The sequence below is a fragment of the Sphingobium sp. RAC03 genome, assembly GCF_001713415.1.
Classification (GTDB): Bacteria; Pseudomonadota; Alphaproteobacteria; order Sphingomonadales; family Sphingomonadaceae; genus Sphingobium.
In genome coordinates, this window is record NZ_CP016456.1 from 459,764 (window position 1) to 481,778 (window position 22,015).

The 22,015-nt window shown below is 60.0% G+C and carries 22 protein-coding genes; 12 read left to right on the forward strand and 10 right to left on the reverse strand.

Annotated elements, in window-relative coordinates; translation table 11 throughout:
- Nucleotides 1–9 precede the first annotated feature (9 nt).
- The gene (locus BSY17_RS21215) at nucleotides 10–2,664 is read right to left on the reverse strand and encodes a calcium-binding protein (protein WP_150125741.1); all 2,655 of its coding nucleotides are present in this window, start codon (nucleotides 2,662–2,664) and stop codon (nucleotides 10–12) included.
- A gap of 260 nt (nucleotides 2,665–2,924) precedes the next feature.
- On the opposite strand from BSY17_RS21215, the gene uvrA reads away from it, so the two are divergent.
- Nucleotides 2,925–5,843 carry an excinuclease ABC subunit UvrA gene (gene uvrA, locus BSY17_RS06805; RefSeq protein ID WP_069064932.1) on the forward strand — a complete coding sequence of 973 codons (2,919 nt, stop codon included), beginning with the start codon at nucleotides 2,925–2,927 and terminating at the stop codon, nucleotides 5,841–5,843.
- Between the two features lie 17 nt (nucleotides 5,844–5,860).
- Here the strand turns inward: uvrA and BSY17_RS20875 are convergent, their stop codons facing one another.
- Together BSY17_RS20875 and BSY17_RS21220 are read right to left on the reverse strand one after the other, a co-directional pair.
- A complete protein-coding gene (locus BSY17_RS20875) occupies nucleotides 5,861–7,105 on the reverse strand; it encodes an AAA family ATPase (protein WP_083217066.1) in 1,245 nt (414 codons plus the stop codon).
- A gap of 2 nt (nucleotides 7,106–7,107) precedes the next feature.
- A complete protein-coding gene (locus BSY17_RS21220; RefSeq protein ID WP_150125742.1) occupies nucleotides 7,108–7,770 on the reverse strand; it encodes a hypothetical protein in 663 nt (220 codons plus the stop codon).
- Nucleotides 7,771–7,884: 114 nt separating this feature from the next.
- On the opposite strand from BSY17_RS21220, the gene BSY17_RS06810 reads away from it, so the two are divergent.
- The 6 genes from BSY17_RS06810 to BSY17_RS06835 all read left to right on the forward strand — a co-directional run bounded on the left by BSY17_RS06810 (nucleotide 7,885) and on the right by BSY17_RS06835 (nucleotide 10,836).
- Nucleotides 7,885–8,157 carry a type II toxin-antitoxin system RelE/ParE family toxin gene (locus BSY17_RS06810; protein ID WP_069064933.1) on the forward strand — a complete coding sequence of 91 codons (273 nt, stop codon included), beginning with the start codon at nucleotides 7,885–7,887 and terminating at the stop codon, nucleotides 8,155–8,157.
- Nucleotides 8,158–8,296: 139 nt separating this feature from the next.
- Nucleotides 8,297–9,325 (forward strand): hypothetical protein, encoded by a 1,029-nt coding sequence (locus tag BSY17_RS06815; RefSeq protein WP_069064934.1) that lies wholly within the window; start codon nucleotides 8,297–8,299, stop codon nucleotides 9,323–9,325.
- A 234-nt stretch (nucleotides 9,326–9,559) separates the two neighbouring features.
- Nucleotides 9,560–9,775 (forward strand): cold-shock protein, encoded by a 216-nt coding sequence (locus BSY17_RS06820; protein WP_037479442.1) that lies wholly within the window; start codon nucleotides 9,560–9,562, stop codon nucleotides 9,773–9,775.
- Between the two features lie 87 nt (nucleotides 9,776–9,862).
- On the forward strand, nucleotides 9,863–10,057 hold the full coding sequence (locus BSY17_RS06825) for a hypothetical protein (protein WP_069064935.1): 195 nt from the start codon (nucleotides 9,863–9,865) through the stop codon (nucleotides 10,055–10,057).
- A gap of 75 nt (nucleotides 10,058–10,132) precedes the next feature.
- Nucleotides 10,133–10,342: a hypothetical protein gene (locus tag BSY17_RS06830; RefSeq protein WP_037479446.1), complete on the forward strand. Its 210-nt coding sequence runs from the start codon at nucleotides 10,133–10,135 to the stop codon at nucleotides 10,340–10,342.
- Between the two features lie 134 nt (nucleotides 10,343–10,476).
- A complete protein-coding gene (locus BSY17_RS06835) occupies nucleotides 10,477–10,836 on the forward strand; it encodes a glycine zipper 2TM domain-containing protein (protein ID WP_069064936.1) in 360 nt (119 codons plus the stop codon).
- Nucleotides 10,837–10,909: 73 nt separating this feature from the next.
- Here the strand turns inward: BSY17_RS06835 and BSY17_RS06840 are convergent, their stop codons facing one another.
- The 4 genes from BSY17_RS06840 to BSY17_RS06855 all read right to left on the reverse strand — a co-directional run bounded on the left by BSY17_RS06840 (nucleotide 10,910) and on the right by BSY17_RS06855 (nucleotide 14,347).
- Nucleotides 10,910–11,839 carry an electron transfer flavoprotein subunit alpha/FixB family protein gene (locus BSY17_RS06840; RefSeq protein WP_069064937.1) on the reverse strand — a complete coding sequence of 310 codons (930 nt, stop codon included), beginning with the start codon at nucleotides 11,837–11,839 and terminating at the stop codon, nucleotides 10,910–10,912.
- Nucleotides 11,836–12,585 carry an electron transfer flavoprotein subunit beta/FixA family protein gene (locus tag BSY17_RS06845; protein WP_069064938.1) on the reverse strand — a complete coding sequence of 250 codons (750 nt, stop codon included), beginning with the start codon at nucleotides 12,583–12,585 and terminating at the stop codon, nucleotides 11,836–11,838. The genes BSY17_RS06840 and BSY17_RS06845 overlap by 4 nt, the downstream gene beginning before the upstream one ends.
- A gap of 96 nt (nucleotides 12,586–12,681) precedes the next feature.
- Nucleotides 12,682–13,881 carry an ADP-forming succinate--CoA ligase subunit beta gene (gene sucC, locus BSY17_RS06850; RefSeq protein ID WP_069064939.1) on the reverse strand — a complete coding sequence of 400 codons (1,200 nt, stop codon included), beginning with the start codon at nucleotides 13,879–13,881 and terminating at the stop codon, nucleotides 12,682–12,684.
- A gap of 145 nt (nucleotides 13,882–14,026) precedes the next feature.
- Nucleotides 14,027–14,347, reverse strand: coding sequence for a hypothetical protein (locus BSY17_RS06855; RefSeq protein ID WP_069066835.1), 321 nt, complete (start codon nucleotides 14,345–14,347; stop codon nucleotides 14,027–14,029).
- Between the two features lie 68 nt (nucleotides 14,348–14,415).
- Here BSY17_RS06855 and BSY17_RS06860 point away from each other — a divergent pair, with 68 nt between their 5' ends.
- Nucleotides 14,416–14,814 (forward strand): low affinity iron permease family protein, encoded by a 399-nt coding sequence (locus tag BSY17_RS06860; RefSeq protein ID WP_069064940.1) that lies wholly within the window; start codon nucleotides 14,416–14,418, stop codon nucleotides 14,812–14,814.
- A 3-nt stretch (nucleotides 14,815–14,817) separates the two neighbouring features.
- On the opposite strand, the gene BSY17_RS06865 is transcribed toward BSY17_RS06860, so the two are convergent.
- Nucleotides 14,818–14,997 (reverse strand): hypothetical protein, encoded by a 180-nt coding sequence (locus BSY17_RS06865; RefSeq protein ID WP_037475694.1) that lies wholly within the window; start codon nucleotides 14,995–14,997, stop codon nucleotides 14,818–14,820.
- A gap of 310 nt (nucleotides 14,998–15,307) precedes the next feature.
- Between BSY17_RS06865 and BSY17_RS06870 the strand changes: the two genes are divergently transcribed.
- From BSY17_RS06870 to BSY17_RS06885, 4 genes are all read left to right on the forward strand, one after another.
- On the forward strand, nucleotides 15,308–16,696 hold the full coding sequence (locus BSY17_RS06870; RefSeq protein ID WP_069064941.1) for a glycosyl transferase family protein: 1,389 nt from the start codon (nucleotides 15,308–15,310) through the stop codon (nucleotides 16,694–16,696).
- A gap of 416 nt (nucleotides 16,697–17,112) precedes the next feature.
- Nucleotides 17,113–17,727, forward strand: coding sequence for a hypothetical protein (locus BSY17_RS21860; RefSeq protein ID WP_237236445.1), 615 nt, complete (start codon nucleotides 17,113–17,115; stop codon nucleotides 17,725–17,727).
- A 58-nt stretch (nucleotides 17,728–17,785) separates the two neighbouring features.
- A complete protein-coding gene (locus BSY17_RS06880) occupies nucleotides 17,786–18,700 on the forward strand; it encodes a sulfite exporter TauE/SafE family protein (protein WP_037475664.1) in 915 nt (304 codons plus the stop codon).
- Complete coding sequence (locus BSY17_RS06885; RefSeq protein WP_069064943.1) at nucleotides 18,700–19,461, forward strand: TIGR02186 family protein; 762 nt, start codon at nucleotides 18,700–18,702, stop codon at nucleotides 19,459–19,461. Before BSY17_RS06880 ends, BSY17_RS06885 begins: the two co-directional genes overlap by 1 nt.
- Here BSY17_RS06885 and BSY17_RS06890 read toward each other — a convergent pair.
- Nucleotides 19,458–21,026 (reverse strand): tetratricopeptide repeat-containing sulfotransferase family protein, encoded by a 1,569-nt coding sequence (locus BSY17_RS06890; RefSeq protein ID WP_069064944.1) that lies wholly within the window; start codon nucleotides 21,024–21,026, stop codon nucleotides 19,458–19,460. The genes BSY17_RS06885 and BSY17_RS06890 overlap by 4 nt on opposite strands.
- A complete protein-coding gene (locus tag BSY17_RS06895) occupies nucleotides 21,023–22,015 on the reverse strand; it encodes a HupE/UreJ family protein (protein ID WP_083217067.1) in 993 nt (330 codons plus the stop codon). Before BSY17_RS06895 ends, BSY17_RS06890 begins: the two co-directional genes overlap by 4 nt.

The window sequence follows — 22,015 nt, forward strand, 5'->3', positions numbered from 1 at the left end:
ATGATCCGCTTAGGCCGCCATGAACATATCCGCGCCCGGAGCCACCACACGATGCTCAAAATAGCCCGTGTCGATATAATGTTCGGTCAGCGCATCGACGTCAGTACCAAAAGCTGCCGCCAGATCAGGATTGGCCGCCGCATAGGCCAACGCATCGAACCCGTCGACATCCCGGCCTTCTTGCTGCCCTGCCAGAATATAATGGCGCGCAGCCGCGTCATCATCATCACCCAGCGCGACGATCAGGTCCGCGTTCGACGCAATGTAACGTAAGCCGTCAAAATCGTCGGCCATTCGGCCTTCGCCATAGCCGTTTTTGATGAAATGCTCGGCCGCCGCCTCCACATCCGTACCAATCGCGCCGATCAGATCGCCATGGGACGCGACATATTGCAGCCCATCGAACAGATCGTCGCTCCGTCCCTCGTCACGACCGTCCTGGATGAAATGGCGCGCCCCGGCGTCCGCGTCCGTTCCGAATGCCTCGATCAGATCGGCATAGGAGGCGATATATTGCAGCCCATCAAACAACGCGTCGCTGCGGCCCTCGACAAAGCCGCCATCGATATAATGGCTTGTCGCGGCCTGCGTATCGGTACCAAAAGCTGCGATCAGATCGTCATAGCCTGCGATATAATCGAGCGCGTCGAACTCTTTGGCATCGCGCCCTTCGGCAAAGCCGCTCGCCACATAATGCGCGGTCGCGCTATCTGCATCGGATCCGAAGGCAGCGATCAGGTCCCCATAGCCCGCGATATAGCGCAACCCGTCGAACGCCGACAAGCTGCCCGCCAGATCGGCGCTTCCCAAAACGCCGTTGGCAAAAGCAACCTGTTCTACATTTACAGTTCGCGAGGCGCCTTCTTCGCCCACCACAAAGGTCCAGCCGCCAGACAAAAGGTAGCTGTAGCTCGCCTTGACCCCGGCCAGCACCAGCATATCGCTCCCAGCGCCTCCATCGACGATGTTGTTCCCCGCGCCAGGGTCCAGACGGTCATTGCCAAAGCCACCATTCAGCCGGTCATGGCCTAAACCACCTTGCAACCAGTCATCGCCCCCAAACCCGTTCAGCACATCGTTACCCGCAAGACCAACGAACAGATTATGCCCCTCATCTCCATTCATTACGTCATTGCCGACCGTACCGACGCGATCGTTATCAGCAATGGTGACCTTCACGATGATATTGTCACTGCCCGACGAAAATATCTGCCCACTGGCTGCCACCTTGAATGCCAATATTTCATCACCTTCGATGAGAAGGTCGTCGATGACGCCGATCGCCGGCAGATCGATCACATAATCGCGAGCGGGCGATTGCGAAATACTGTAGAGGCCGTTGAAGTTCGGAACATTGACCTCATTGGCCGTCATGGTCGACTGCTCGGCGTCGAAGGCGAGCGTTACAGTCCCTGTGTAAGCTCCGATATTTTTCAGCGTCAGCAATGGTATTAGCGTTGCGCCCGTGCCTTCGGCAACAACACCGGATGCTGCAACTGTGGCCGTAACACCAGCATTGAAGTCCAGAATTTCAAAACTGGTCGCTATGCCCATAGCTGACAGCTCAGAGGCTTCATATCGGCTGTAATTTCCCGCCTTATCATATACCGTTACGTTGCTTACGTCGTACGTTCCCGCTGCAGATGTGGTATCTATATAATATTGTCGGGATGATGCGCCGTCTGCGTATGAATCAGTGCTATCATACGCAAAAAAGTAAGACTCTCTGCCCGAACTAGACTGCCAGCTTTTTGCAAAGCTAACGTAAACATAGTCGACACCCAACCCAACATCGCTAGCACCTGCTGTAAACGTCAGATATTGACCACTGCTCGTCACATCCACCACTTTTGGGAAATTTAATGATGTCAAAACAGGTTTTGTCGAATCCGCAACTTCGTTGCTCTCAATTTGAAAGCTTGTTGCTATACCCATAGACGTCAGGTCAGCAGCATCATAACGGCTGTAATTTCCTGCCTTATCATATACGGTTACGTTGCTTACGTCGTACGTTCCCGCTGCAGATGTGGCATCTATATAATATTGTCGGGACGATGCGCCGTCTGCGTATGAATCAGTGCTATCATACGCAAAAAAGTAAGACTCTCTGCCCGAACTAGACTGCCAGCTTTTTGCAAAGCTAACGTAAACATAGTCGACACCCAACCCGACATCGCTAGCACCTGCTGTAAACGTCAGATACTGACCACTGCTCGTCACATCCACCACCTTTGGGAAATTTAATGATGTCAAAACAGGTTTTGTCGAATCCGCAACTTCGTTGCTCTCAATTTGAAAGCTTGTTGCTATACCCATAGACGTCAGGTCAGCAGCATCATAACGGCTGTAATTTCCTGCCTTATCATATACCGTTACGTTGCTTACGTCGTACGTTCCCGCTGCAGATGCGTCATCTATATAATATTGTCGGGACGATGCGCCGTCTGCGTATGAATCAGTGCTATCATACGCAAAAAAGTAAGACTCTCTGCCATAACTAGACTGCCAACTTTTAGAAAAACTGACGTAAACATAATCCACGCCCAGCCCAACATCACTCGCACCTGCTGTAAACGTCAGATATTTGCCACCATTCTTCACGTCCACAGTTTTCGGAAAACTCAGCGACGTCAAGGTCGGCTTCGTCGTATCAGCAGTCGCCATAAAAAACCCTTTACCGGCCCAACAGGCCTCACCACGCCTCTTTAAGTGCTACATCATAAAATAATTCCAGTAAATCAACATATTTTGATCCAGATTTGTTAATAGTGAGTATTGAAGTTACTTGGACTATGCATCGTGCATTTTTATGAATGATCGCCCAGCCGGCCCCTTGGACGCCTTGCCGAACATGCTCAGCGTTGCCATTTCAGTGGGCGATTTCGATATTGCCCAATTAGAACAAATCTGGAACAACGCCCCAAATGAGCCTTACCCACATTTCCGTCCGCGGCGCGCGTGAACATAATCTCAAGGGCGTCGATGTCGATCTGCCCCGCGACAGCCTGATCGTCATCACCGGGCTTTCGGGGTCGGGCAAATCCTCGCTCGCCTTCGACACCATCTATGCCGAGGGGCAGCGCCGCTATGTGGAATCGCTCTCCGCCTATGCGCGCCAGTTTCTGGAGATGATGCAGAAGCCCGATGTCGAACATATCGAAGGCCTCAGCCCCGCGATCAGCATCGAGCAGAAGACGACCAGCCGCAATCCCCGCTCCACCGTCGCGACCGTCACCGAAATCTACGACTATATGCGGCTGCTGTGGGCGCGCGTCGGCATTCCCTACAGCCCCGCGACCGGCCTCCCCATCAGCGCGCAGACCGTCAGCCAGATGGTCGACCGCGTGATGCTCCTGCCCGAAGGCACGCGCTTCTACCTGCTCGCCCCCGTCGTGCGCGGCCGCAAGGGCGAATATCGCAAGGAACTCGCCGAATGGCAGAAGGCGGGCTACACCCGCGTACGCATCGACGGCGAAATGATGCTGATCGAAGACGCCCCCGCGCTCGACAAGAAATATAAACATGACATCGAAGTCGTCGTAGACCGCCTCGCCGTCGCCCCCGACATGGGCACGCGGCTGGCCGACAGTTTTGAGCAGGCGCTGAAACTCGCGGACGGGCTGGCATTTGTCGATCTGGCCGATGGCGTCGTGCCGGGCCGCGAGGATGAAGCGCCCGCCACTGACAAGAAGATGAAGGGGTCCGGCATCCCCGCCAACCGCATCGTCTTTTCCGAAAAATTCGCCTGCCCCGTCAGCGGCTTCACTATCGCCGAGATCGAGCCGCGCCTCTTCTCCTTCAACGCCCCCATGGGTGCCTGCCCCGCCTGCGATGGCCTCGGCGAGCGGCAGGAGTTCGACCCCGAACTCGTCGTCCCCAACGAAGCCCTCTCGCTCAAAAAGGGCGCGGTCGTCCCCTGGGCCAAGTCCAACCCGCCCAGCCCCTATTATATGCAAGTCCTCGGCTCCGTCGCCAAGGAATTCGGGTTCAGCCTCGACACCCCCTGGGCCGACCTGCCGGGCGAAGTGAAGCTCATCATCCTCCACGGCACCGGCGGCAAGCCGGTCACGCTCAAATTCATGGACGGCCGCAAAAGCTACGAAGTCAAAAAAGCGTTTGAGGGCGTCATCGGCAACCTCAACCGCCGCCTCCTCCAGACCGAATCCGCCTGGATGCGCGAGGAACTGTCCAAATATCAACGCGCCCAGCCCTGCGAAACCTGCCACGGCGCGCGCCTCAAGCCCGAAGCGCTCGCGGTCAAGATCGCGGGCGAGGACATCTCCCTCTCCACCCGCCGCTCGGTCGTGGACGCGCTCGCCTTCTTCACCGCGATGCCCGGCAAGCTCAACGACCAGCAGAACCAGATCGCCCGCGCCATCCTCAAGGAAATTGTCGAGCGCCTGGGCTTCCTCAACAATGTCGGCCTCGATTATCTCAACCTCGACCGCACCAGCGGCACGCTGTCGGGCGGCGAATCCCAACGCATCCGCCTGGCGTCGCAGATCGGCTCCGGCCTCTCCGGCGTCCTCTACGTCCTCGATGAACCGTCGATCGGCCTGCACCAGCGCGATAACGACCGCCTGCTCGTCACCCTCAAACGCCTGCGCGACCTCGGCAACAGCGTCATCGTCGTCGAACATGACGAAGACGCCATCCGCCACGCCGACTATATCGTCGACATGGGGCCGGGCGCTGGCATTCGCGGCGGCGAGATCGTGGCGCAAGGCACGCTCAAGCATATCCTCAAAGCCAAAAACTCCCTCACCGCCGATTATCTCAACGGCACCCGCCGCATCGAAGTGCCCAAGAAACGCCGCAAGGGCACCGGCAAGAAGCTGACCGTCCACAACGCCCGCGCCAACAATCTGCGCGGCGTCACCGCGTCGATCCCGCTCGGCACCTTCACCTGCATCACCGGCGTCTCCGGCTCCGGCAAGTCCAGCTTCACCATCGACACGCTCTACGCCGCCTCCGCCCGCGCCCTCAACGGCGCGCGCATCCTGGCCGGCGCGCATGACAAGGTGACGGGCCTCGAACATTGCGACAAGGTGATCGACATCGACCAGTCGCCCATCGGCCGCACCCCCCGCTCCAACCCGGCCACCTATACCGGCGCCTTCACCAACATCCGCGACTGGTTCGCAGGGCTGCCCGAAAGCCAGGCGCGCGGCTACAAACCCGGCCGCTTCAGCTTCAACGTCAAGGGCGGCCGCTGCGAAGCCTGCACCGGCGATGGCCTGATCAAGATCGAAATGCACTTCCTCCCCGACGTCTATGTGACGTGCGACGTGTGCCACGGCGCGCGCTACAATCGCGAAACGCTGGAGGTGAAGTTCAAGGGCCATTCGATCGCCGACGTGCTCGACATGACGGTCGAGGACGCCGTCGAATTCTTCAAGGCCGTCCCCCCCATCCGCGACAAGATGGCCATGCTCGCCGAAGTGGGCCTGGGCTATGTCAAGGTCGGCCAGCAGGCCACGACCCTCTCAGGCGGCGAAGCCCAGCGCGTCAAACTCGCCAAGGAACTCGCCCGTAGAGCCACCGGCCAGACGCTCTACATCTTGGATGAACCCACCACCGGCCTGCATTTCGAAGATGTCCGCAAACTGCTCGAAGTCCTCCACGCGCTGGTCGACCAGGGCAACAGCGTCGTGGTCATTGAACATAATCTGGACGTCATCAAGACCGCTGACTGGATCATCGATATGGGTCCAGAGGGCGGCGTCAAAGGCGGCGAAGTCGTGGCCGAGGGCACGCCGGAGAAGGTCGCGAAGGAACCGCGCTCATTTACCGGGCATTATCTCGCGCCATTGCTGGGGCTGGAGAGTGTGGCGGCGGAGTGACTTACACTAGCAATCCGTTAACTCGCGCGAATTACGCTATTGTCGCTCGCTAGCTTAAGACGAGTTCGAATAACCATTTTCATTTTTGGAGAACAAAATCGGTAACGAGATCCTCGTGCTCCTGTCTTACGAATGAGTGGCGTATCGGCTTTGCAGAAGCCAGCCAACGTTTGAGGAATATTGAGATTTAATTCTTGTTCGACTGGAAATGTACTTCTTAATTGTTTCTCAACTTGATGATGGTTAAAATCCTCTAAATCCATCATTCCTAAGCAATATATTACTTGGTTTTTACGACCGACCTTAGTGCGCTGGGAATTCATTAGAGATTCTACGACAGCCAGGTCTGCAGAAAGAGTTTCTTCCATCCACTCCCGCTCTGCTTCTATTACCACTTTATCTGTTACTAGACGGTTGTTTTCGACAGCATTTTGAGCAATTTTTAAACACAACTCTTGTACATGCTGTGCAATTCTATCCGTTTTGTATGCTATAGTTTTGTAAAGAGCATTTTTATCGATCACATACGTTAAATTAAGATAATTTTCAAATCCCTGCGACATTATATGGCGAGCTTCAGCAAGCTCAAGCCTAGCCACCTCCGGAATTTCTACAACTCTATTAGAAATGGTGGTTGCATTAGATACTTTAGATATCATATCTCGTATGTTTGTTGGCGTTCCAACAATAACGATTTTTATTTTATTTCTTGCGACAAATTCATCATCGGCTGATATTATCAAGCTCGCAATTTGACGAATAAAATCCTGGCTATCAACAATCTGCTCAAAGTTATCTAGAACTAGAACACTCATATCCCCACCGGATTTTATATACATTTGGCTTGCCAGTAACTCAAGGGGCGCGGATGGCATCGATTTATATTCGATCGTATCTTTATAACCACCACCAAACCCTCCGGGCCTTAAACCAATATCAAACTCCTTCTTTTCACTATTGATAATACTAGCACCTAAATCGCCCGCTTTTGCTAATAATACCGCATTCAAAGATCCTTCGTTGTACATTTTGGCAAGATTTATTACTTCAAATTGTATTTTACTAGCTTGAAAAACACGCTTATACAGCCATGTTTTTCCATTTCCACTTTCGCCATATAAGATAATATACTTATGCCCAGATAAAGCTCTGCGCAGCCTGCTTTCCAAGGTAGGTCGCTCTGCATATGTTTTTTGGTTTAGGTCGTGCGAACGAGGTGTAAAAACCTCTTCAGGACTCACTCTCTTTTTCATGATGTTCATAGTTATCTATAATCTTCTTCTAGATTAACGTACATTTGCCAAAGATTATCATATTTTTGTTTGAGGATTTGAGCTTCATCCCCTTCCAAATAGCATCTGTCCGGCGAATAGATTCTACCGCGCGGCACATCTAAAATGCGAAAGTTATTAAAATCTAGACCAGGAAAGGTCCGATAAAATACCCACAAAGAAATCCTTGCACCTTCGTTTTTTAATGCGGGGGTTTCGGAGAAATAGGGATAAATGTATCGGCTCGTTCCAGTAGCATCTTTAACTGCAATTATTCCGTCGACTTTTATAGTCAATATTTCGCTGAATTTTAGCTGACCGCTTGGCGCACGTACAGATTCAAAAGGCGTGTTCGTCCAACGCCTCTGTTCATTCCACCATTTTAAAAACCCGTCTCGAAGTATAGGGTATAGGCGGGCGCGCCGGTTATTACGGGCGATGCGATCATCTGTTGCTAGGTGAAGATCGTTTATTTCAAAAACATGATCTCTAGCATCTGCCCAAAATGGACCATAAAAATCGCCGCCTCCGCCTGAGACCCCATTTTCCTTGGCAATCTCTGCCCGAATTTCAGCGCGTAAGAGTGTCTGCTGGTCACGTGGACTGGCATACAGCAGTTGCAAAAGCTTGCGAAGATGTATTATTTCTACAGCCACATTACCCCCTGCTTTACAACCTACGCTTGCCTAATCGTATCTGCAACATGCCTATTTTCAGATTGCAGTCAGAAAAGTGATGGCTAGGGCGCAGGCCTTCCTCGATCAATATAAATGACCTTGCCGGTCATCTCCGAGACCGAAACAGCTTTGCTCACCATCTTTGACTATATCCGTCCCCGCAACAAGGCATTGGCGGATCACCTCTACGCTGCCATTCGGCACACCGCCGATAGTCTATCGTTGTATCCCTACGCGCACGGACCCGGCCGCACGCTCGGCACGAGTGACGTCGTCGTCCATCCCAATTACATCCTGATCTGTTCCGTCGCTGCTGACGCTATAGAAGTGCTGCTCCTCATCCATACCCGCCAGCAATATCCCTAACACGCCTGCTCCCCGGCGCAGGCCGGGGTCCAGTTCCGGCCACGAAACAAATGCCGCTTCGTTCCCATTTTGTTCTTTCCTACATCCCCCCTTTCTGCCTACCCTTGCCGCAAACCCACAGCCGGAGGCGCGCGCATTCATGTCGTACCACTTCCCCACCCTCACCCCGTCGCCCGAAACCCGCGCCGATGGCTGGTCCCCCGCGCGCCAACGCCGCTTTCTCGAAACCCTCGCCGCCACCGGCGTCATCCGCCTCGCCTGCGAAGCGGTCCGCATCACGGCGCGTTCGGCCTATAATCTGCGCATTCGTCAGGACGGCGCGGCCTTTCGCCTCGGCTGGGACGCGGCGATCCTCATCGCCCGCGCGCGCCTCGCCGATGATCTGATGGCCCGCGCCATCGTCGGTCAGACCGAAACCATCCGCAAGGATGAAGAGAATTTCGAAGTCACCCGCCACCGCCACGACAATCGCCTCGCCATGTCGATGCTGGCCCGGCTCGATCGCATGGCCGACTGCCCGACACCGGGCAGCGACGCCGCGCTCGCCCGCGTCGTCGCGCAGGATTTCGCCGCCTATCTCGACATGCTCTGCCCGGCCGACGAAGCACAGGCAGAGGCCGACCAGCTCGGCCTGCCCCGCCCCGGTGCCGAGACGATGGCGCGCGACATGGACGATGCCCGGCTGCTCGACGGCACCAGCCCCGCCACGCCCGAAGCGGTCGAAACCGCCGCCACCGCGCTGTCGCCCGGTGCCTCCGCCGCTTTGTTCGTCGCCGCGCGCATGACGCTGATGACCGGCACCGCCAAGGCAGCCTACCCGCCCTTTTCCGCCTTCCAGGAACGGTGTGAACTTCCGCCCGATCCGCCCCGCGAACCGGAACTGGACCTCACCACCCTGCCGCCCGAAGAGGCCGTCACCCATCTGCGCGGCATCTGGTGGGATGAATTTCTCGAACAATGGCGCACCGATTATCCCCCTCCGCCCGGCTTCGTTGGCGAGGAAAGCGACAGCGTCTATGAGATCGACGCCTATGAGCGCGACCTGACGCCGGACGAGGAAGACGCCTTCAACGCCCGCATCGCCGCTGATCGCCGCCCCTATGAGGAAGCCGCCGCCCGCGCCCGCGACGCCTATTTCGGCACCGCCCAGGCCGCCGCTTCTGGCTGAACGCCCGGCGTTTGGGGCTGACCGGGCCGTGTTTGCGATCGCAACAAAGGGGGCATCGGGTCGGCCGCGCGCACGCCATTTGCTATTTGCTGCGCCTTGCCCTACATAGGGGAGGCTACAGTCGCAAATCGACGGTTTTTGGCGCTTTGCGGCACCTTACTTCCTTCTTTCCCTGCCCCTTAGCAACCCGGCGCGTCCACACGGGGTTCGCCGACAGCAAAGAAGGAATAATTTATGAGCAGCATCACTGGCGTCGTCAAGTTCTTCAACGCCGACAAGGGCTATGGCTTCATCGCCCCCGACAATGGCGGCGCGGACGCGTTCGTTCACATCAGCGCCGTCGAGCGTGCTGGCCTGGCTACCCTGCGTGAAAAGGACCGCGTGTCCTATGACCTGGAGCAGGACAAGCGCGGCAAGATGGCTGCGGTGAATATCTCGCACGCCGAGTAATTCAGACGGCCTTCGGATCGGGCGCGGCGCTTTGCAAAAGAGCGCTGCGCCCGCCCCACTTTCCCTTTCCCCAAGAGGAGACCCGACATGGCCGCCCCTGATTACCGCACCCTCGCTGCCAAGGCGCGCACTGACGCCGACGCCGCCACCCTCAATAATGTCCGCGACCGCTGCCTGCGCGCTGAAGCCGCATGGCTCGCCATGGCCGGCCGCCAGGATCTGACCGACGCGGGCCGCGCCCGCCGCGACAAGACCGCACCGGAAGCGCTCGACGCCGCCTGACAATCCACATCGTTGCGGAACTCCTGGGGCCGCCGCCGGTTATGACTGGCGAACCCCATCCCCAAGGAGTATATCATGATCCGCACCCTGATTTTCGGCGCCATCGCAGGTTATGTCGGCAAGAAGCTGTATGACGACGGCAAGCTGACCCAGTTCAAGGACGACATTGTCGCCCGCTATGGCGAAGCCAAGGCGGAACTGGCCGACAAGAGCGACACCACGCTGCGCCCCACGACGCCTGCCATGACCAGCCCTTCGGTGGCATCGGCAACCAACTTCAACTGATTTTTTTCAGATACCGGCGGCCGCTCACCCCCGTTCGCCGCCGGTCGCCGTCCGTCCTGAGCCGCCGCTCCCTCTAGCGGCTCGGACGGGCGGCATTCCCGTCTGCCCGGCCATCCCAAAGAAGGAGCCACCCCATGCGCAAACCCATCCTCGCTGCCGCGATCCTCAGCATGCTGCCCTTGGCGGCCTGCGCCACCGACAATTATGGTGGCGGCGGCTACGGCTACGACCGTCCCAGCGACCGTCGCGGCCCGCCCCGCGGTCAACGCCGCCCACTGCGCGACAATGACCAAATCTACCGCGACCGCGACGGCCGCTATTATTGCAAGCGCGATGACGGCACCACCGGCACCATCGTCGGTGCCCTGGCTGGCGGCGTCCTCGGCAACGTCATCGCCCCCGGCGGCTCCAAGACGCTCGGCACCATCCTTGGCGGCGGCGCTGGCGCTCTGGCCGGTCGAGCCATCGACAAGAACGACGTCAACTGCGAATAACCCCGCCGACGACGCACAAAAAAAGGGCGCGAACCACATGGTCCGCGCCCTTTTTTTGTGTCTTGTCCAGCCCTTACAATTTGCTGGTCAGTTCCGGCACGATCTTGAACAGATCGCCCACCAGGCCGATGTCCGCCACCTGGAAGATCGGTGCATCCTCATCCTTGTTGATGGCGATGATGGTCTTGCTGTCCTTCATCCCCGCCAAATGCTGGATCGCCCCGGAAATACCAACCGCAACATAGACTTCCGGCGCAACGATCTTGCCGGTCTGCCCGACCTGATAGTCATTGGGCACATAGCCCGCATCGACCGCGGCCCGGCTAGCCCCGACCGCAGCACCGAGCTTGTCGGCGAGCGGATAGATGACCTCCTCGAACGTCGGTCCATCCTTGAGCGCCCGGCCACCCGACACGATGATCTTGGCGCTGGTCAGTTCCGGCCTCTCCAGCTTGGCGATTTCGGCACCGACAAAGGACGACAGCCCCTTGTCCCCGGTCGATGCCACCGCTTCCACCGTACCCGAACCACCTTCGCGAGCCGCCTTCTCGAAAGCCGTACCGCGAACGGTGATGACCTTCTTGGCATCCTTGCTCTTTACCGTGGCAATCGCATTGCCCGCATAGATGGGCCGCGTGAACGTGTCTTCGCTCTCCACTGACAAGATATCGCTGATCTGCATCACGTCGAGCAGAGCCGCGACGCGCGGCGCGATATTCTTGCCGTTGCTGGTGGCAGGCGCGATGAAGGCATCATGATGCCCCATCAGCTCAACGACCAACGGCGCGATATTCTCGGCAAGCGCATGGCCATAGGCGGCATCGTCGGCAACATGCACCTTGCCGACACCGGCAATCTGCGCGGCGGCAGCGGCAACGCCATCGACGCCTTCGCCAGCGACCAGCAGATGCACTTCGCCGAGCTTGGCAGCGGCGGTGATGGCCGAAAGCGTCGCGTCCTTGACCGCGCCGCCCTCATGTTCAACCCATACAAGCGTCTTCATGCGGCAACTCCCATGGCCTTGAGCTTGGCAACCAGTTCATCGACATCGGCGACCTTGACGCCAGCGGTCCGCTTGGGCGGTTCGACCACCTTCAACGTCTCTAGCCGTGCGCCGATATCCACGCCATAATCGGCAGGCGTCTTCTGCGCGAGCGGCTTGGACTTGGCCTTCATGATGTTGGGCAGCGACGCATAGCGCGGCTCGTTCAAGCGCAGGTCGGTGGTGATAATCGCCGGGGTCGACAGCTTCACCGTCTCCAGCCCGCCATCGACTTCGCGCGTCACCGACACGCTGTCGCCTTCGACCTCGACCTTCGACGCGAACGTGCCCTGCGGCAGGTTCAGCAGCGCCGCCAGCATCTGGCCGGTCTGGTTGCTGTCGTCGTCGATCGCCTGCTTGCCCAGGATGATCAGGCCAGCGCCTTCCTCTTCCTGCACCTTGGCGAGCAGCTTGGCGACGGCCAGCGGCTCGACCTCTTCGTCGGTCTGGATCAGGATCGCCCGGTCCGCGCCCATCGCAAGGCTCGTCCGCAGCGTTTCCTGCGCCTTGGCGACGCCGATCGACACGGCGATCACTTCGGTCGCCACGCCCTTTTCCTTCAGGCGGATGGCTTCCTCGACCGCGATTTCGTCGAACGGGTTCATGCTCATCTTGACGTTCGCCAGATCGACGCCCGTACCGTCCGCCTTCACGCGCGGCTTTACATTATAATCAATGACCCGCTTCACGGGCACAAGGATCTTCATTTCAACATCCTCCATTATAAACGCCAACACGGGCGCGGGCAGCCCGTTACCGGACTACCCGCACCCAAATGGTGTCAGTTCAGGTTGAAAGCGGCCTCAGGCTGCCTTCCTCACTTCCGCCACGATCTTGCGCGCCGCATCACCCAGGTCGTCCGCGGGGACGATCGCCAGGCCCGAAGCCGCGAGAATATCCTTGCCCTGCTGGACATTGGTGCCTTCCAGGCGAACCACCAGCGGAACCGACAGGTTCACTTCCTTGGCCGCGGCAACGATACCATCGGCGATGATGTCGCACTTCATGATGCCGCCGAAGATGTTGACCAGGATGCCCTTCACGGCCGGATCCTGCAAAATGATCTTGAACGCCGCCGTCACCTTCTCGGTCGTGGCGCCGCCGCCGACGTCCAGGAAGTTGGCCGGGAATTCGCCATTCAGCTTGATGATGTCCATCGTCGCCATGGCAAGGCCAGCGCCGTTGACCATGCAGCCGATGTTGCCGTCCAGCTTGATGTAGGCGAGGTCATATTTGGACGCTTCAACTTCCGCCGCATCTTCCTCGGTCAGGTCGCGCAGCTCCGCGATGTCCTTGTGACGGAACATGGCGTTACCGTCGAAACCGACCTTGGCGTCGAGCACCAGCAGATTGCCCTGCTTGGTCAGCGCCAGCGGATTGACTTCGATCTGCTCGGCGTCGGTATCCAGGAACGCGGCATAAAGCGACGAGGCGACCTTGGACGCTTGCTTGGCGAGGTCACCGGTCAGACCCAGCGCGGCGGCGATCGAACGGCCATGGTGCGGCATGAAGCCGGTGGCGGGATCGACCGAGAAGCTGTGAATCTTTTCAGGCGTCGAGTGCGCGACTTCCTCAATGTCCATGCCGCCTTCGGTGGACACGACGAACGCGACTTCGCTGCTGCCACGATCGACCAGCAAAGCGAGGTAGAATTCCTTGTCGATGTCGGCGCCGTCGGTGATGTAGAGACGGTTGACCTGCTTGCCGGCATCACCGGTCTGGATCGTCACCAGCGTGTTGCCGAGCATGTCGGCCGAGTGGGCCTTGACCTCGTCCAGGTTGAAGGCGAGGCGAACGCCGCCCTTGGCTTCAGGGGCCAGTTCCTTGAACTTGCCCTTGCCACGGCCACCGGCATGAATTTGCGACTTCACGACATAGAGCGGTCCGGGCAGCTTCTTGGCGGCTTCGACGGCTTCCTCGATGGAGAAAGCGGGATAGCCAGCCGCGATCGGCGCGCCATATTTCGCGAGCAATTCCTTGGCTTGATATTCATGAATATTCATGGGGCGTGCCGTCCTTTTCCGTCGAACCGTGATGCGACGGATAAAGCACAGGCCTGTTTTGATGGCCAGAGTGATTTCGCAAAACGACTTTGCAAAATTGCAAAACCTTTGCGAAGTCGTCGGCCAAAATATTGCGAAATTGATGCTAAAAACTGCACCCAACAGCCGCTTTGCTGGTCACCAAAAATATCTCCGCATCGCCGAGCGCACGCACCTTATGCAGCCATTGATCGACCCCAAGCGTCCCGATGTGCGACTTGCGGACCGATGCCAGCGATTGCAGTCGGCGCAACTGTGTGAGACTGAGTCTGTCAGCCATCTCTTCTGCCATGCACCCCGCCAGTTTGGGCGCCAAACCGGCTTCGACCAATCCGGCGCGCAGCCGTGATTCGGGTGAAAGGCTGGCGCAGGCGGGCAGCAGAAGGCACAGCGCGACGGTCAAGGGACGAAAGAGGATGGCGGTCATCCGCCCCTGATGGCAACAGGCGTTGACCGGCGCAATGGTCATCGCGCGCCATAGGGGAGCATAAGCAGATGGACAGGATATTTACCCGGCTTTCCCATCGCGTCGCCGGATGGACCGGCCAGCCGTTGGCCTTCATCCTGGCCAGCACCACCATCCTGATTTGGCTGACGACCGGCCCGCTTTTCGGCTATTCCGATACGTGGCAATTGGTCATCAATACCGGAACCACCATCATCACCTTCCTGATGGTATTCCTGATCCAGAATGCGCAAAATCGCGATGGGTCAGCCATACAGGCGAAGCTGGACGAACTGATCCGCGCCATCGACAATGCACGCAACGATTTCATCGGCATCGAACATCTGACCGAAACCGAACTTCATCGCATCAAGGCGGTTCTGGAACAGGAGTGCCGCGACGATGAAGACTATCATCTCGTGATCGAGCGGCTGCTCAAACGACGATAAGCCTCAATGTGCCCGGCCGGTCATGCTTTCATTGCGCCGTCGATAGGCATCCACCTGGTCGATATAACCGCGCGCCAGATTTTCATAAGCGATACGTGCCTGACGCGACGGGCAGCTTTGCGCCCGGATCAGGGACATTTGCTGCCGATGCAGCAAATAATTGATATCCGTCTCCCTAGTCATGTCGCCGTCCTCTCTTTGCATGAGACTGGTCGATTGGCTGCTCTGGCAAGGAATAGGCAGAAGCAGCGACTCAGCTTATATCACGGTCGGCGATCATCGCGAAGTAAGCGGTAGAGTATCGACACGCCATTCGACGCAATTGACAGGCGACCTGGCCCATTCATCCATGGGCCAAACAGGCGCGATGGCGAGGCAATCATGATGGTGAGAGATAACATCCCGGATACGCACAGTAAAAAGGGTTGGCATCTCCCTGCGCGAATGGCATCCTGCATCACGCTTGCAGGGGAAGGGCGGAAAATTGGGGGACATGGCGGTCGCTTTGCTTGCGACCCTGCATCATGAAATCCTGCTATTCGCCGTCGTCGGCCTCGCCATCGGCGGGATTGACGACTTTCTCATCGACCTCTTGTTCCTGTCGCGCCGGATGTGGCGCGATCTTGTCATCTACGCCCGCTATCCCCGCATGACGACGGCAACGCTGCCTGCTTCGGCAAATCCGGGCAGGATCGCCATCTTCATCCCGGCTTGGAAGGAAGTCGAGGTGATCGGTCCGATGCTGGCCCATGCGCTCGGTTGCTGGGGCAACGCCGACTATCGCATCTTCGTCGGCATCTATCCCAATGATCCCGATACGATCGACGCCATCGCCGCTGTGGCCGAGGGCGACCCGCGCGTGGTGGTCGGCATCAATCCGCTGCCCGGCCCCAGCACGAAGGCGGACTGCCTCAACGTCCTGTGGCGCGCGATGCTGGCCGATGAAGCGCAGTTAGGGCGCAGCTATAAGGCGGTCGTTCTTCATGACGCGGAAGATGTCGTCCACCCCGACGAAATTCGCCTGTTCGATTTCATGATCGATCGGTTTCAGCTGGTCCAGTTGCCCGTCCTGCCCTTACCCGGCGAGGGTTCTTGGTTCTCTCGTGCCATCGCCAATCATTATTGCGATGAATTTGCCGAGAGCCATGGCAAATATCTGACAGTGCGCGAAGCGCTCGGCGCGTCGGTGCCGTCAGCCGGGGTCGCCTGCGCGTTCGAACGCGAGGCGCTGGCTGCTTTGGCCGACAATCCTGCGCATGGGCCTTTCGACCCTTCGTCCCTGACGGAAGATTATGAAGCGGGATTGCGCATACGCGACGGCGGCGGCCATGGCGTGTTCGTGCGTATTCGCGATGCGCACGGCAATCTGGTCGCGACCCGCGAATATTTCCCCGACACGATGGAGGCAGCGATCAAGCAGAAGGCGCGCTGGATCGTGGGCATTTCGCTGGCCGGATGGGACCGCATGGGCTGGCGCGGCGGCACCGCAGAACTATGGATGCGGGTGCGGGATCGGCGGGCGGCGATCGCCGCCCTCATACTATGTGCGGCCTATACCGCCTTCTTGCTATGGCCGCTATTGTGGATCGTGGCCCAGTTCCAGCCAGACTATCATCGGCCGCCCTCACCCGCCATTGATGCGCTGCTCCGGCTTAACTTCGCCCTGATGGTGTGGCGCGCCCTGATGCGCGCTATGTTCGTCGGCCATGCCTATGGCTGGCGCTATGGATTGGGCGCGATCCCGCGCACCTTTCTCGCCAACCTCATCGCCATCGCGGCGACCCATCGCGCTATTACACTCTATGCCCGATCGCTGTTGGGCAAGCCGCTATCCTGGGACAAGACGCAGCATCATTTCCCCAATCTGACCGCCGATCCGTGACCAGCGACAAGAGCGGTCAACCTCTGCGCTTCCTGGCGCTGCTGATGATCGCTTGGGTCGCCATACGCATCGCCGCCCAGTCCGGGCCGTCACCGCTCAACCCATTACCGCTGGTTCGCGGCCGCCCTGCGACAGCGGCGATCGTGCCCGGACAATTCAGCGCGAAGCCGCCGACAAGAACGGCCGTCATACCGCGCGCCGTCGCCATCAAACCAGCCGCTCTCAGGGTTAGCGGCGCGCGAATAGCAAGGAATATGGTCGATGCAGCGCTTGATCCGATATACCGCAGCAGCGCACCGGCCCCAACCTCCAGGTCAGATGGCCCTGCCCAAGCCCCCTACGCCTTTCCCTCGCCTCTACCGATCCCCGCACCCGGCCCTCCAAACCGGGCAGATCGCTGGCATGGCAGCAGTTGGATGCTTTGGCGCGGTGGCGGCATGTCGCAAACCGACCTTGCGAGGACAGGGCGTCTGGGCGGCTCGCAGGTCGGCACGCGGCTGGATTATGTCCTGAACCCTGCCGCTCGCCACCGTGCCACGGCCTATGCTCGCGCCAGCAGCGCCCTGGACAGTCCCGCCGCCCCGGAGGCGGCCATCGGCATTGCGCTTCAACCCTTCACCTCCCTGCCCGTCAACGTCGCGGTCGAACGACGGATCGCCCTTGGCGTAGGTGCCCGCAATGCGATGGCGGTGATGGCCGTCGGCGGCTTTGGTCCAACGCCGGTCGCCCTGGGCATGGAGGCCCAAGCCTATGCCCAGACCGGCATCGTCGGCTTTCGTCAGCGCGACGCCTTCATCGACGGCAAATTGTCGCTGCTCGCTCCCGTCCAAAACACGGCCCTGCGGGTCGGCGCGGCAATATCGGGGGGCGCGCAGCCAGGCGTGGAGCGGCTCGACATCGGCCCGGAGATACAGGTCCGGCTCCCGCTCCAACCCGTCGCCGCACGGCTATCGATCGAGTGGCGGGAACGGATTGGCGGACGCGCCGCCCCCGCATCGGGCCTAGCCGTCACGCTCGGCGCGGATTTTTGACGGCGGAGCGCCACAACGGCTTTATATCTCCGTCCTTTAGTTCTACCCCTCAAAGGCCATGGATCTTTACCTGCCCATCGCCAATTTGTCGGTCAACGCCTTGGTCATTATCGGCCTGGGCGGGGTCGTAGGCTTGCTATCGGGCATGTTCGGCGTGGGCGGCGGCTTTCTGACGACGCCGCTGCTGATTTTCTACGGCATCCCCCCAACCGTCGCCGCCGCGTCCGCCGCCTCGCAGGTGACTGGCGCGTCGGTTTCTGGCGTAGTCACCCATATTGCGCGCGGCACGGTGGATTTCCGCATGGGCGGCGTCCTGATCGCCGGTGGCGTGGTCGGCGCTGGCCTTGGCGTGCTGATCTTTCGCCTGCTGCAATATCTGGGGCAGATCGATACGGTGATTGGGCTCCTTTACGTCCTGATGCTGGGTGGCATCGGCCTGTTGATGGCCAAGGAGTCGATCCAGGCGCTGATCGCACTCAAGACCGGCAAGCGTGCCCCGGCGCGCAAACGGCGGCATCATCCGTTGGTCGCGGCACTGCCGATGCGCTGGCGCTTCTATGGTTCAGGCCTCTACATTTCGCCGCTTGCGCCGCTGTTGCTGGGCATGGCGACCGGCATATTGACCATGTTGCTGGGCGTCGGTGGCGGCTTCATCCTGGTGCCGGCAATGCTCTATCTGCTGGGCATGACCACCCAGTCGGTAGTCGGCACATCACTGTTCCAGATTTTATTCGTCACCATGGCCACCACGATGATGCACGCCATGACGACCAAGGCGGTCGATCTGGTGCTCGCCATGCTGCTCCTGATCGGCAGCGTGACCGGCGCGCAGGTCGGCACCCGGTTGTCGATGACGATGCGGCCCGAATATCTGCGCGTCCTGCTCGCCGCGATCGTGCTGCTGGTCGCGGCCCGCATGACGCTGGGGCTGGTGTGGCGGCCGGACGAGATATTCACGATCGAGGTGCGCTGATGCGCAGCCGCGCCTTAGCCCTGCTGCTGCCCGCCGCAATGATGCTGGGTGCTGCCGACGAACCGCAACTGGTGCCCGACGTCTCTCAGCGCGAAGTCATCATCCAATATAGCTTCACCGGCGCGAACCTGCTGCTGTTCGGCGCGATCGTCTATCCCGGCGGGGTCCGGCCAGAAAAGCCCGCCGATATCGTCGTCGTTCTCAAAGGACCGGACCAGTCGATCCTGATGCGCGAAAAGCAGCAAATCGCGGGCATGTGGGTCAATGCCGACAGCGCCCGCTTCGAATCCGCCCCCACTTTCTACGCCATGGCGTCTTCCCGCCCGATCGATCAGATCGTCGATGAACGCACGGCGGCTATCTACGAACTGGGCGTCGACAAGCTGCAACTCTCGCCCTCCTCGCTCAACGACAGTGCCGAGATGGACCGGTTCCAGGCAGGATTGGTCGATTTGCGCGACCGTGCCGGCCTGTTCGTCGAACGGCCCGGCGCGGTCGAAATCAGCGACGGCGTATTGTATCGCGCCCGCCTGCCGCTGTCGGCGCGGGTGATCGTCGGAGACTATACCGCCGAAACCTTCCTGGTGCAGGATGGCCGGGTCGTCGCGGCGGCCGTGCGCGACATTACGGTGCGCAAGTCGGGGTTCGAACAGTTCATGGCCAGCGCGGCGGAAAACTGGTCCTTCCTCTATGGCCTGGTTGCGATCGCCCTTGCGGTCGGCATGGGCTGGGCCGCAGGCGCGATCGCCCGCCGCCTCTAATCGACCGATATTCCCTGCCCCGCCAGCCAGTCGCGCGCGGGGGCCAGGGCAGCTTCATGCCGCTTCCAGCGCGCGACCGCATCGGCGTTGAGCGGCTGGCGCACCTGCGCCGCGCTGGGGGTGGCAACCGCCGCCTCATTTTCGTGGAACAACAGGCAAGCCGCATCCCATTCCAGCCCGGCATGATCGAGCAGGCGACGCGTCTGCCCCTCCTGATCCGCCACCAAGGCTTCATAGGAGAGTTGCAGCACCCGGCCGGGAAACAGCCTGTCCCACAACGCCATCAGGCGATCGAAGCGCGCATAGTAGCGCGCAATGTCCATCAGGCCATAGCTATAGGCATAATAGGTCGATTGGCTGGCGAACAGATTTTTGTAATTGCTCCAGATCGTATCCATCGGGTGACGACGCAGGCAGATGATCTTCGCTTGCGGCAGCGCGTGAAGAATATGACCGACATAGAGGAAGTTAGCGGGCAGCTTGTCGATGAAGCGCGCCTTGCCCTCCGGCCGATGATGGCGCGCTCGCGCCATATAGGCCTGCCCCATCGCCAGCGGATCGGCCGCCGCGCTTGCCGCAATCGTCTCCGGGTCGATCACTAGCCGCGACCGCGTGCCCGCCATCTGCTTGACCGCCAGCGGCATCGCCTGCAACTCGCCCGCCGATTCGACGAGCGGATGCGAAGAGAGGATACGATCGACCAATGTGGTGCCGGTGCGCGGCATACCGGTCACGAAAATCGGTGCCGCCTCGCTCTCCAGCCCTGCGCCCCAGCCGGACGGCGGACCATCGGCAAACAACCGCTCGATCGCATCGAAGATCGCGGCATCCTGCGCAAAATCATAGCCGATGGCGCGTTTATGCGCGGCATTCGCCGCCGACAGATGCGCGAAGGCCTCGGTCGCATGGCCCATATCCTCGTGGCTTTTGGCCAGCGCATAACGGATGCGCAGCGCATCCTCCGGCCGATCCGCCCGCGCCAGCGCGGCTTCCAGCCGGGGCACAGGGTTGGCCGCTTCGGTCTGGCGCGACAACAGGCTCAGCCCATAATGCGCGCGCGCATTGCCGGGTTCAGCGGTCAGGATATGCTCATAATGGCCGGCCGCCGCCTCGACCCGCCCGGTAAAGCCACAGGCCGCCGCCAGATTATAGCGATAGTCCAGATTGTCCGGCTCGCCCGCCACCGCCGCCTCGAAGGGCGCCAGCGATGCCGCATGATCGCCCAGCCGCGCCAGCACGCAACCGATCGTGTCGAACGTGCGCGCATCGCCCTGCCCCATCGCCCAAGCCTGCCGCGCAGCCTGTCCCGCCTCGCCATCGCGCCGCAACAGGATCAGCAACCGCGCATATTGGGCGAGATGTTCCGCCTCCGGCCCGCGCGCCACCGCATGTTCCAGCATCGGCAGCGCCTTGGCCACCTTCCCCGCCTCTGCCGCGGCCAGCCCAAGCAGGAAATAGCCCGCCGGATCGTCCGGCCGCGTCATCGCCAATTGCTGCGCCGCCTGCGCCGCCTGCGCCAGGTCGCCGCGCGCCAGTGCCGCGCGGGCCTGCGCCTCCAGCGTCATGCCGTCCCCAGGGTGAAGCCGGCCACCCGCTCGATCATCCAGAAACAGCCGACGATACCCGCGCCATACAGCGCCGCCTGCCGCACCCATTGATCCCGGTCGAAGATCGCCGCCAGTTTGATGACGCCCAGCACGCAACCGACGAAGATCAACTGCCCCAGTTCGACCCCGCCATTGAAGAAGAGCAGGCCCGACAGCCGCTCGTCCGCCGCAACGCCCAGTTCGCGCAGCACGGTGGCAAAGCCCAGGCCATGGAGCAGTCCGAAGCCCGCGACCACGGCAAGCTGGCGACGCCGCCCATGCGGGTCGGCCATGTCCTCCGCCCGCGCCTGGATCGCCTCCCGCGCCATGAAGGCGATCGACAGCGCAATCACCGCTTCCACCGGCGGCACCGGCACCTTGACGATGTCGAAGAAGGCCAGCGCCAGGCTGAGCGAATGGCCAATGGTGAAGGTCGTCACCAGCGCCAACAGATAACGCCCGCGCGCCAACAGGCAGAGGCACAGGACAAAGGCCAGATGGTCCCACCCGCCCAATATGTGGACGATCCCCTGCCACGTATATTCGACCGCGATCTCCGGCAAAGCCCGCTGCCGGGCCGCCACCGCGCCGATCGGCAGCGACAGCGTATCGCCCGTTGGCTGCAACGCCTGCTGCACCCGCGTTCCGGTCGCGGTCGACAGGAATGTGCCGCCGTCGACAGCCCACGGCGTAATGATCGCATCCTCGGCCGTGACCGCCCGGTCGCAATCGATGCTGATCGCATAGCGGGTGACGGTCGCCTCGTTCAGCCGCTCGCGCGCCGTCTCGCGACAGCCTTCGGGCAGGCCCAGCGGATCGTTGCTGGCCAGAACGGACGGGATGGACGCGCTGAGGTCGAAACTGCCCGGTTCCATGCCCGGCTGGATCGCATAGTCGCCGACGCGGAACACATCGGCCTGCGCGGGCGGGGCGGCAAGCGCCAGCAGCAGGAGCAGCCAACGCAGCAT

Excerpts from the sequence above, each read along its gene's own strand:
- BSY17_RS21215 (WP_150125741.1), bottom strand. The coding sequence starts at position 2,664 with ATGGCGACTGCTGATACGACGAAGCCGACCTTGACGTCGCTGAGTTTT.
- uvrA (WP_069064932.1), top strand. The coding sequence starts at position 2,925 with ATGAGCCTTACCCACATTTCCGTCCGCGGCGCGCGTGAACATAATCTC.
- BSY17_RS20875 (WP_083217066.1), bottom strand. The coding sequence starts at position 7,105 with ATGAACATCATGAAAAAGAGAGTGAGTCCTGAAGAGGTTTTTACACCT.
- BSY17_RS06810 (WP_069064933.1), top strand. The coding sequence starts at position 7,885 with ATGACCTTGCCGGTCATCTCCGAGACCGAAACAGCTTTGCTCACCATC.
- BSY17_RS06815 (WP_069064934.1), top strand. The coding sequence starts at position 8,297 with ATGTCGTACCACTTCCCCACCCTCACCCCGTCGCCCGAAACCCGCGCC.
- BSY17_RS06820 (WP_037479442.1), top strand. The coding sequence starts at position 9,560 with ATGAGCAGCATCACTGGCGTCGTCAAGTTCTTCAACGCCGACAAGGGC.
- BSY17_RS06825 (WP_069064935.1), top strand. The coding sequence starts at position 9,863 with ATGGCCGCCCCTGATTACCGCACCCTCGCTGCCAAGGCGCGCACTGAC.
- BSY17_RS06830 (WP_037479446.1), top strand. The coding sequence starts at position 10,133 with ATGATCCGCACCCTGATTTTCGGCGCCATCGCAGGTTATGTCGGCAAG.
- BSY17_RS06835 (WP_069064936.1), top strand. The coding sequence starts at position 10,477 with ATGCGCAAACCCATCCTCGCTGCCGCGATCCTCAGCATGCTGCCCTTG.
- BSY17_RS06840 (WP_069064937.1), bottom strand. The coding sequence starts at position 11,839 with ATGAAGACGCTTGTATGGGTTGAACATGAGGGCGGCGCGGTCAAGGAC.
- BSY17_RS06845 (WP_069064938.1), bottom strand. The coding sequence starts at position 12,585 with ATGAAGATCCTTGTGCCCGTGAAGCGGGTCATTGATTATAATGTAAAG.
- sucC (WP_069064939.1), bottom strand. The coding sequence starts at position 13,881 with ATGAATATTCATGAATATCAAGCCAAGGAATTGCTCGCGAAATATGGC.
- BSY17_RS06855 (WP_069066835.1), bottom strand. The coding sequence starts at position 14,347 with ATGACCGCCATCCTCTTTCGTCCCTTGACCGTCGCGCTGTGCCTTCTG.
- BSY17_RS06860 (WP_069064940.1), top strand. The coding sequence starts at position 14,416 with ATGGACAGGATATTTACCCGGCTTTCCCATCGCGTCGCCGGATGGACC.
- BSY17_RS06865 (WP_037475694.1), bottom strand. The coding sequence starts at position 14,997 with ATGACTAGGGAGACGGATATCAATTATTTGCTGCATCGGCAGCAAATG.
- BSY17_RS06870 (WP_069064941.1), top strand. The coding sequence starts at position 15,308 with ATGGCGGTCGCTTTGCTTGCGACCCTGCATCATGAAATCCTGCTATTC.
- BSY17_RS21860 (WP_237236445.1), top strand. The coding sequence starts at position 17,113 with ATGCTTTGGCGCGGTGGCGGCATGTCGCAAACCGACCTTGCGAGGACA.
- BSY17_RS06880 (WP_037475664.1), top strand. The coding sequence starts at position 17,786 with ATGGATCTTTACCTGCCCATCGCCAATTTGTCGGTCAACGCCTTGGTC.
- BSY17_RS06885 (WP_069064943.1), top strand. The coding sequence starts at position 18,700 with ATGCGCAGCCGCGCCTTAGCCCTGCTGCTGCCCGCCGCAATGATGCTG.
- BSY17_RS06890 (WP_069064944.1), bottom strand. The coding sequence starts at position 21,026 with ATGACGCTGGAGGCGCAGGCCCGCGCGGCACTGGCGCGCGGCGACCTG.
- BSY17_RS06895 (WP_083217067.1), bottom strand. The coding sequence starts at position 22,015 with ATGCTGCGTTGGCTGCTCCTGCTGCTGGCGCTTGCCGCCCCGCCCGCG.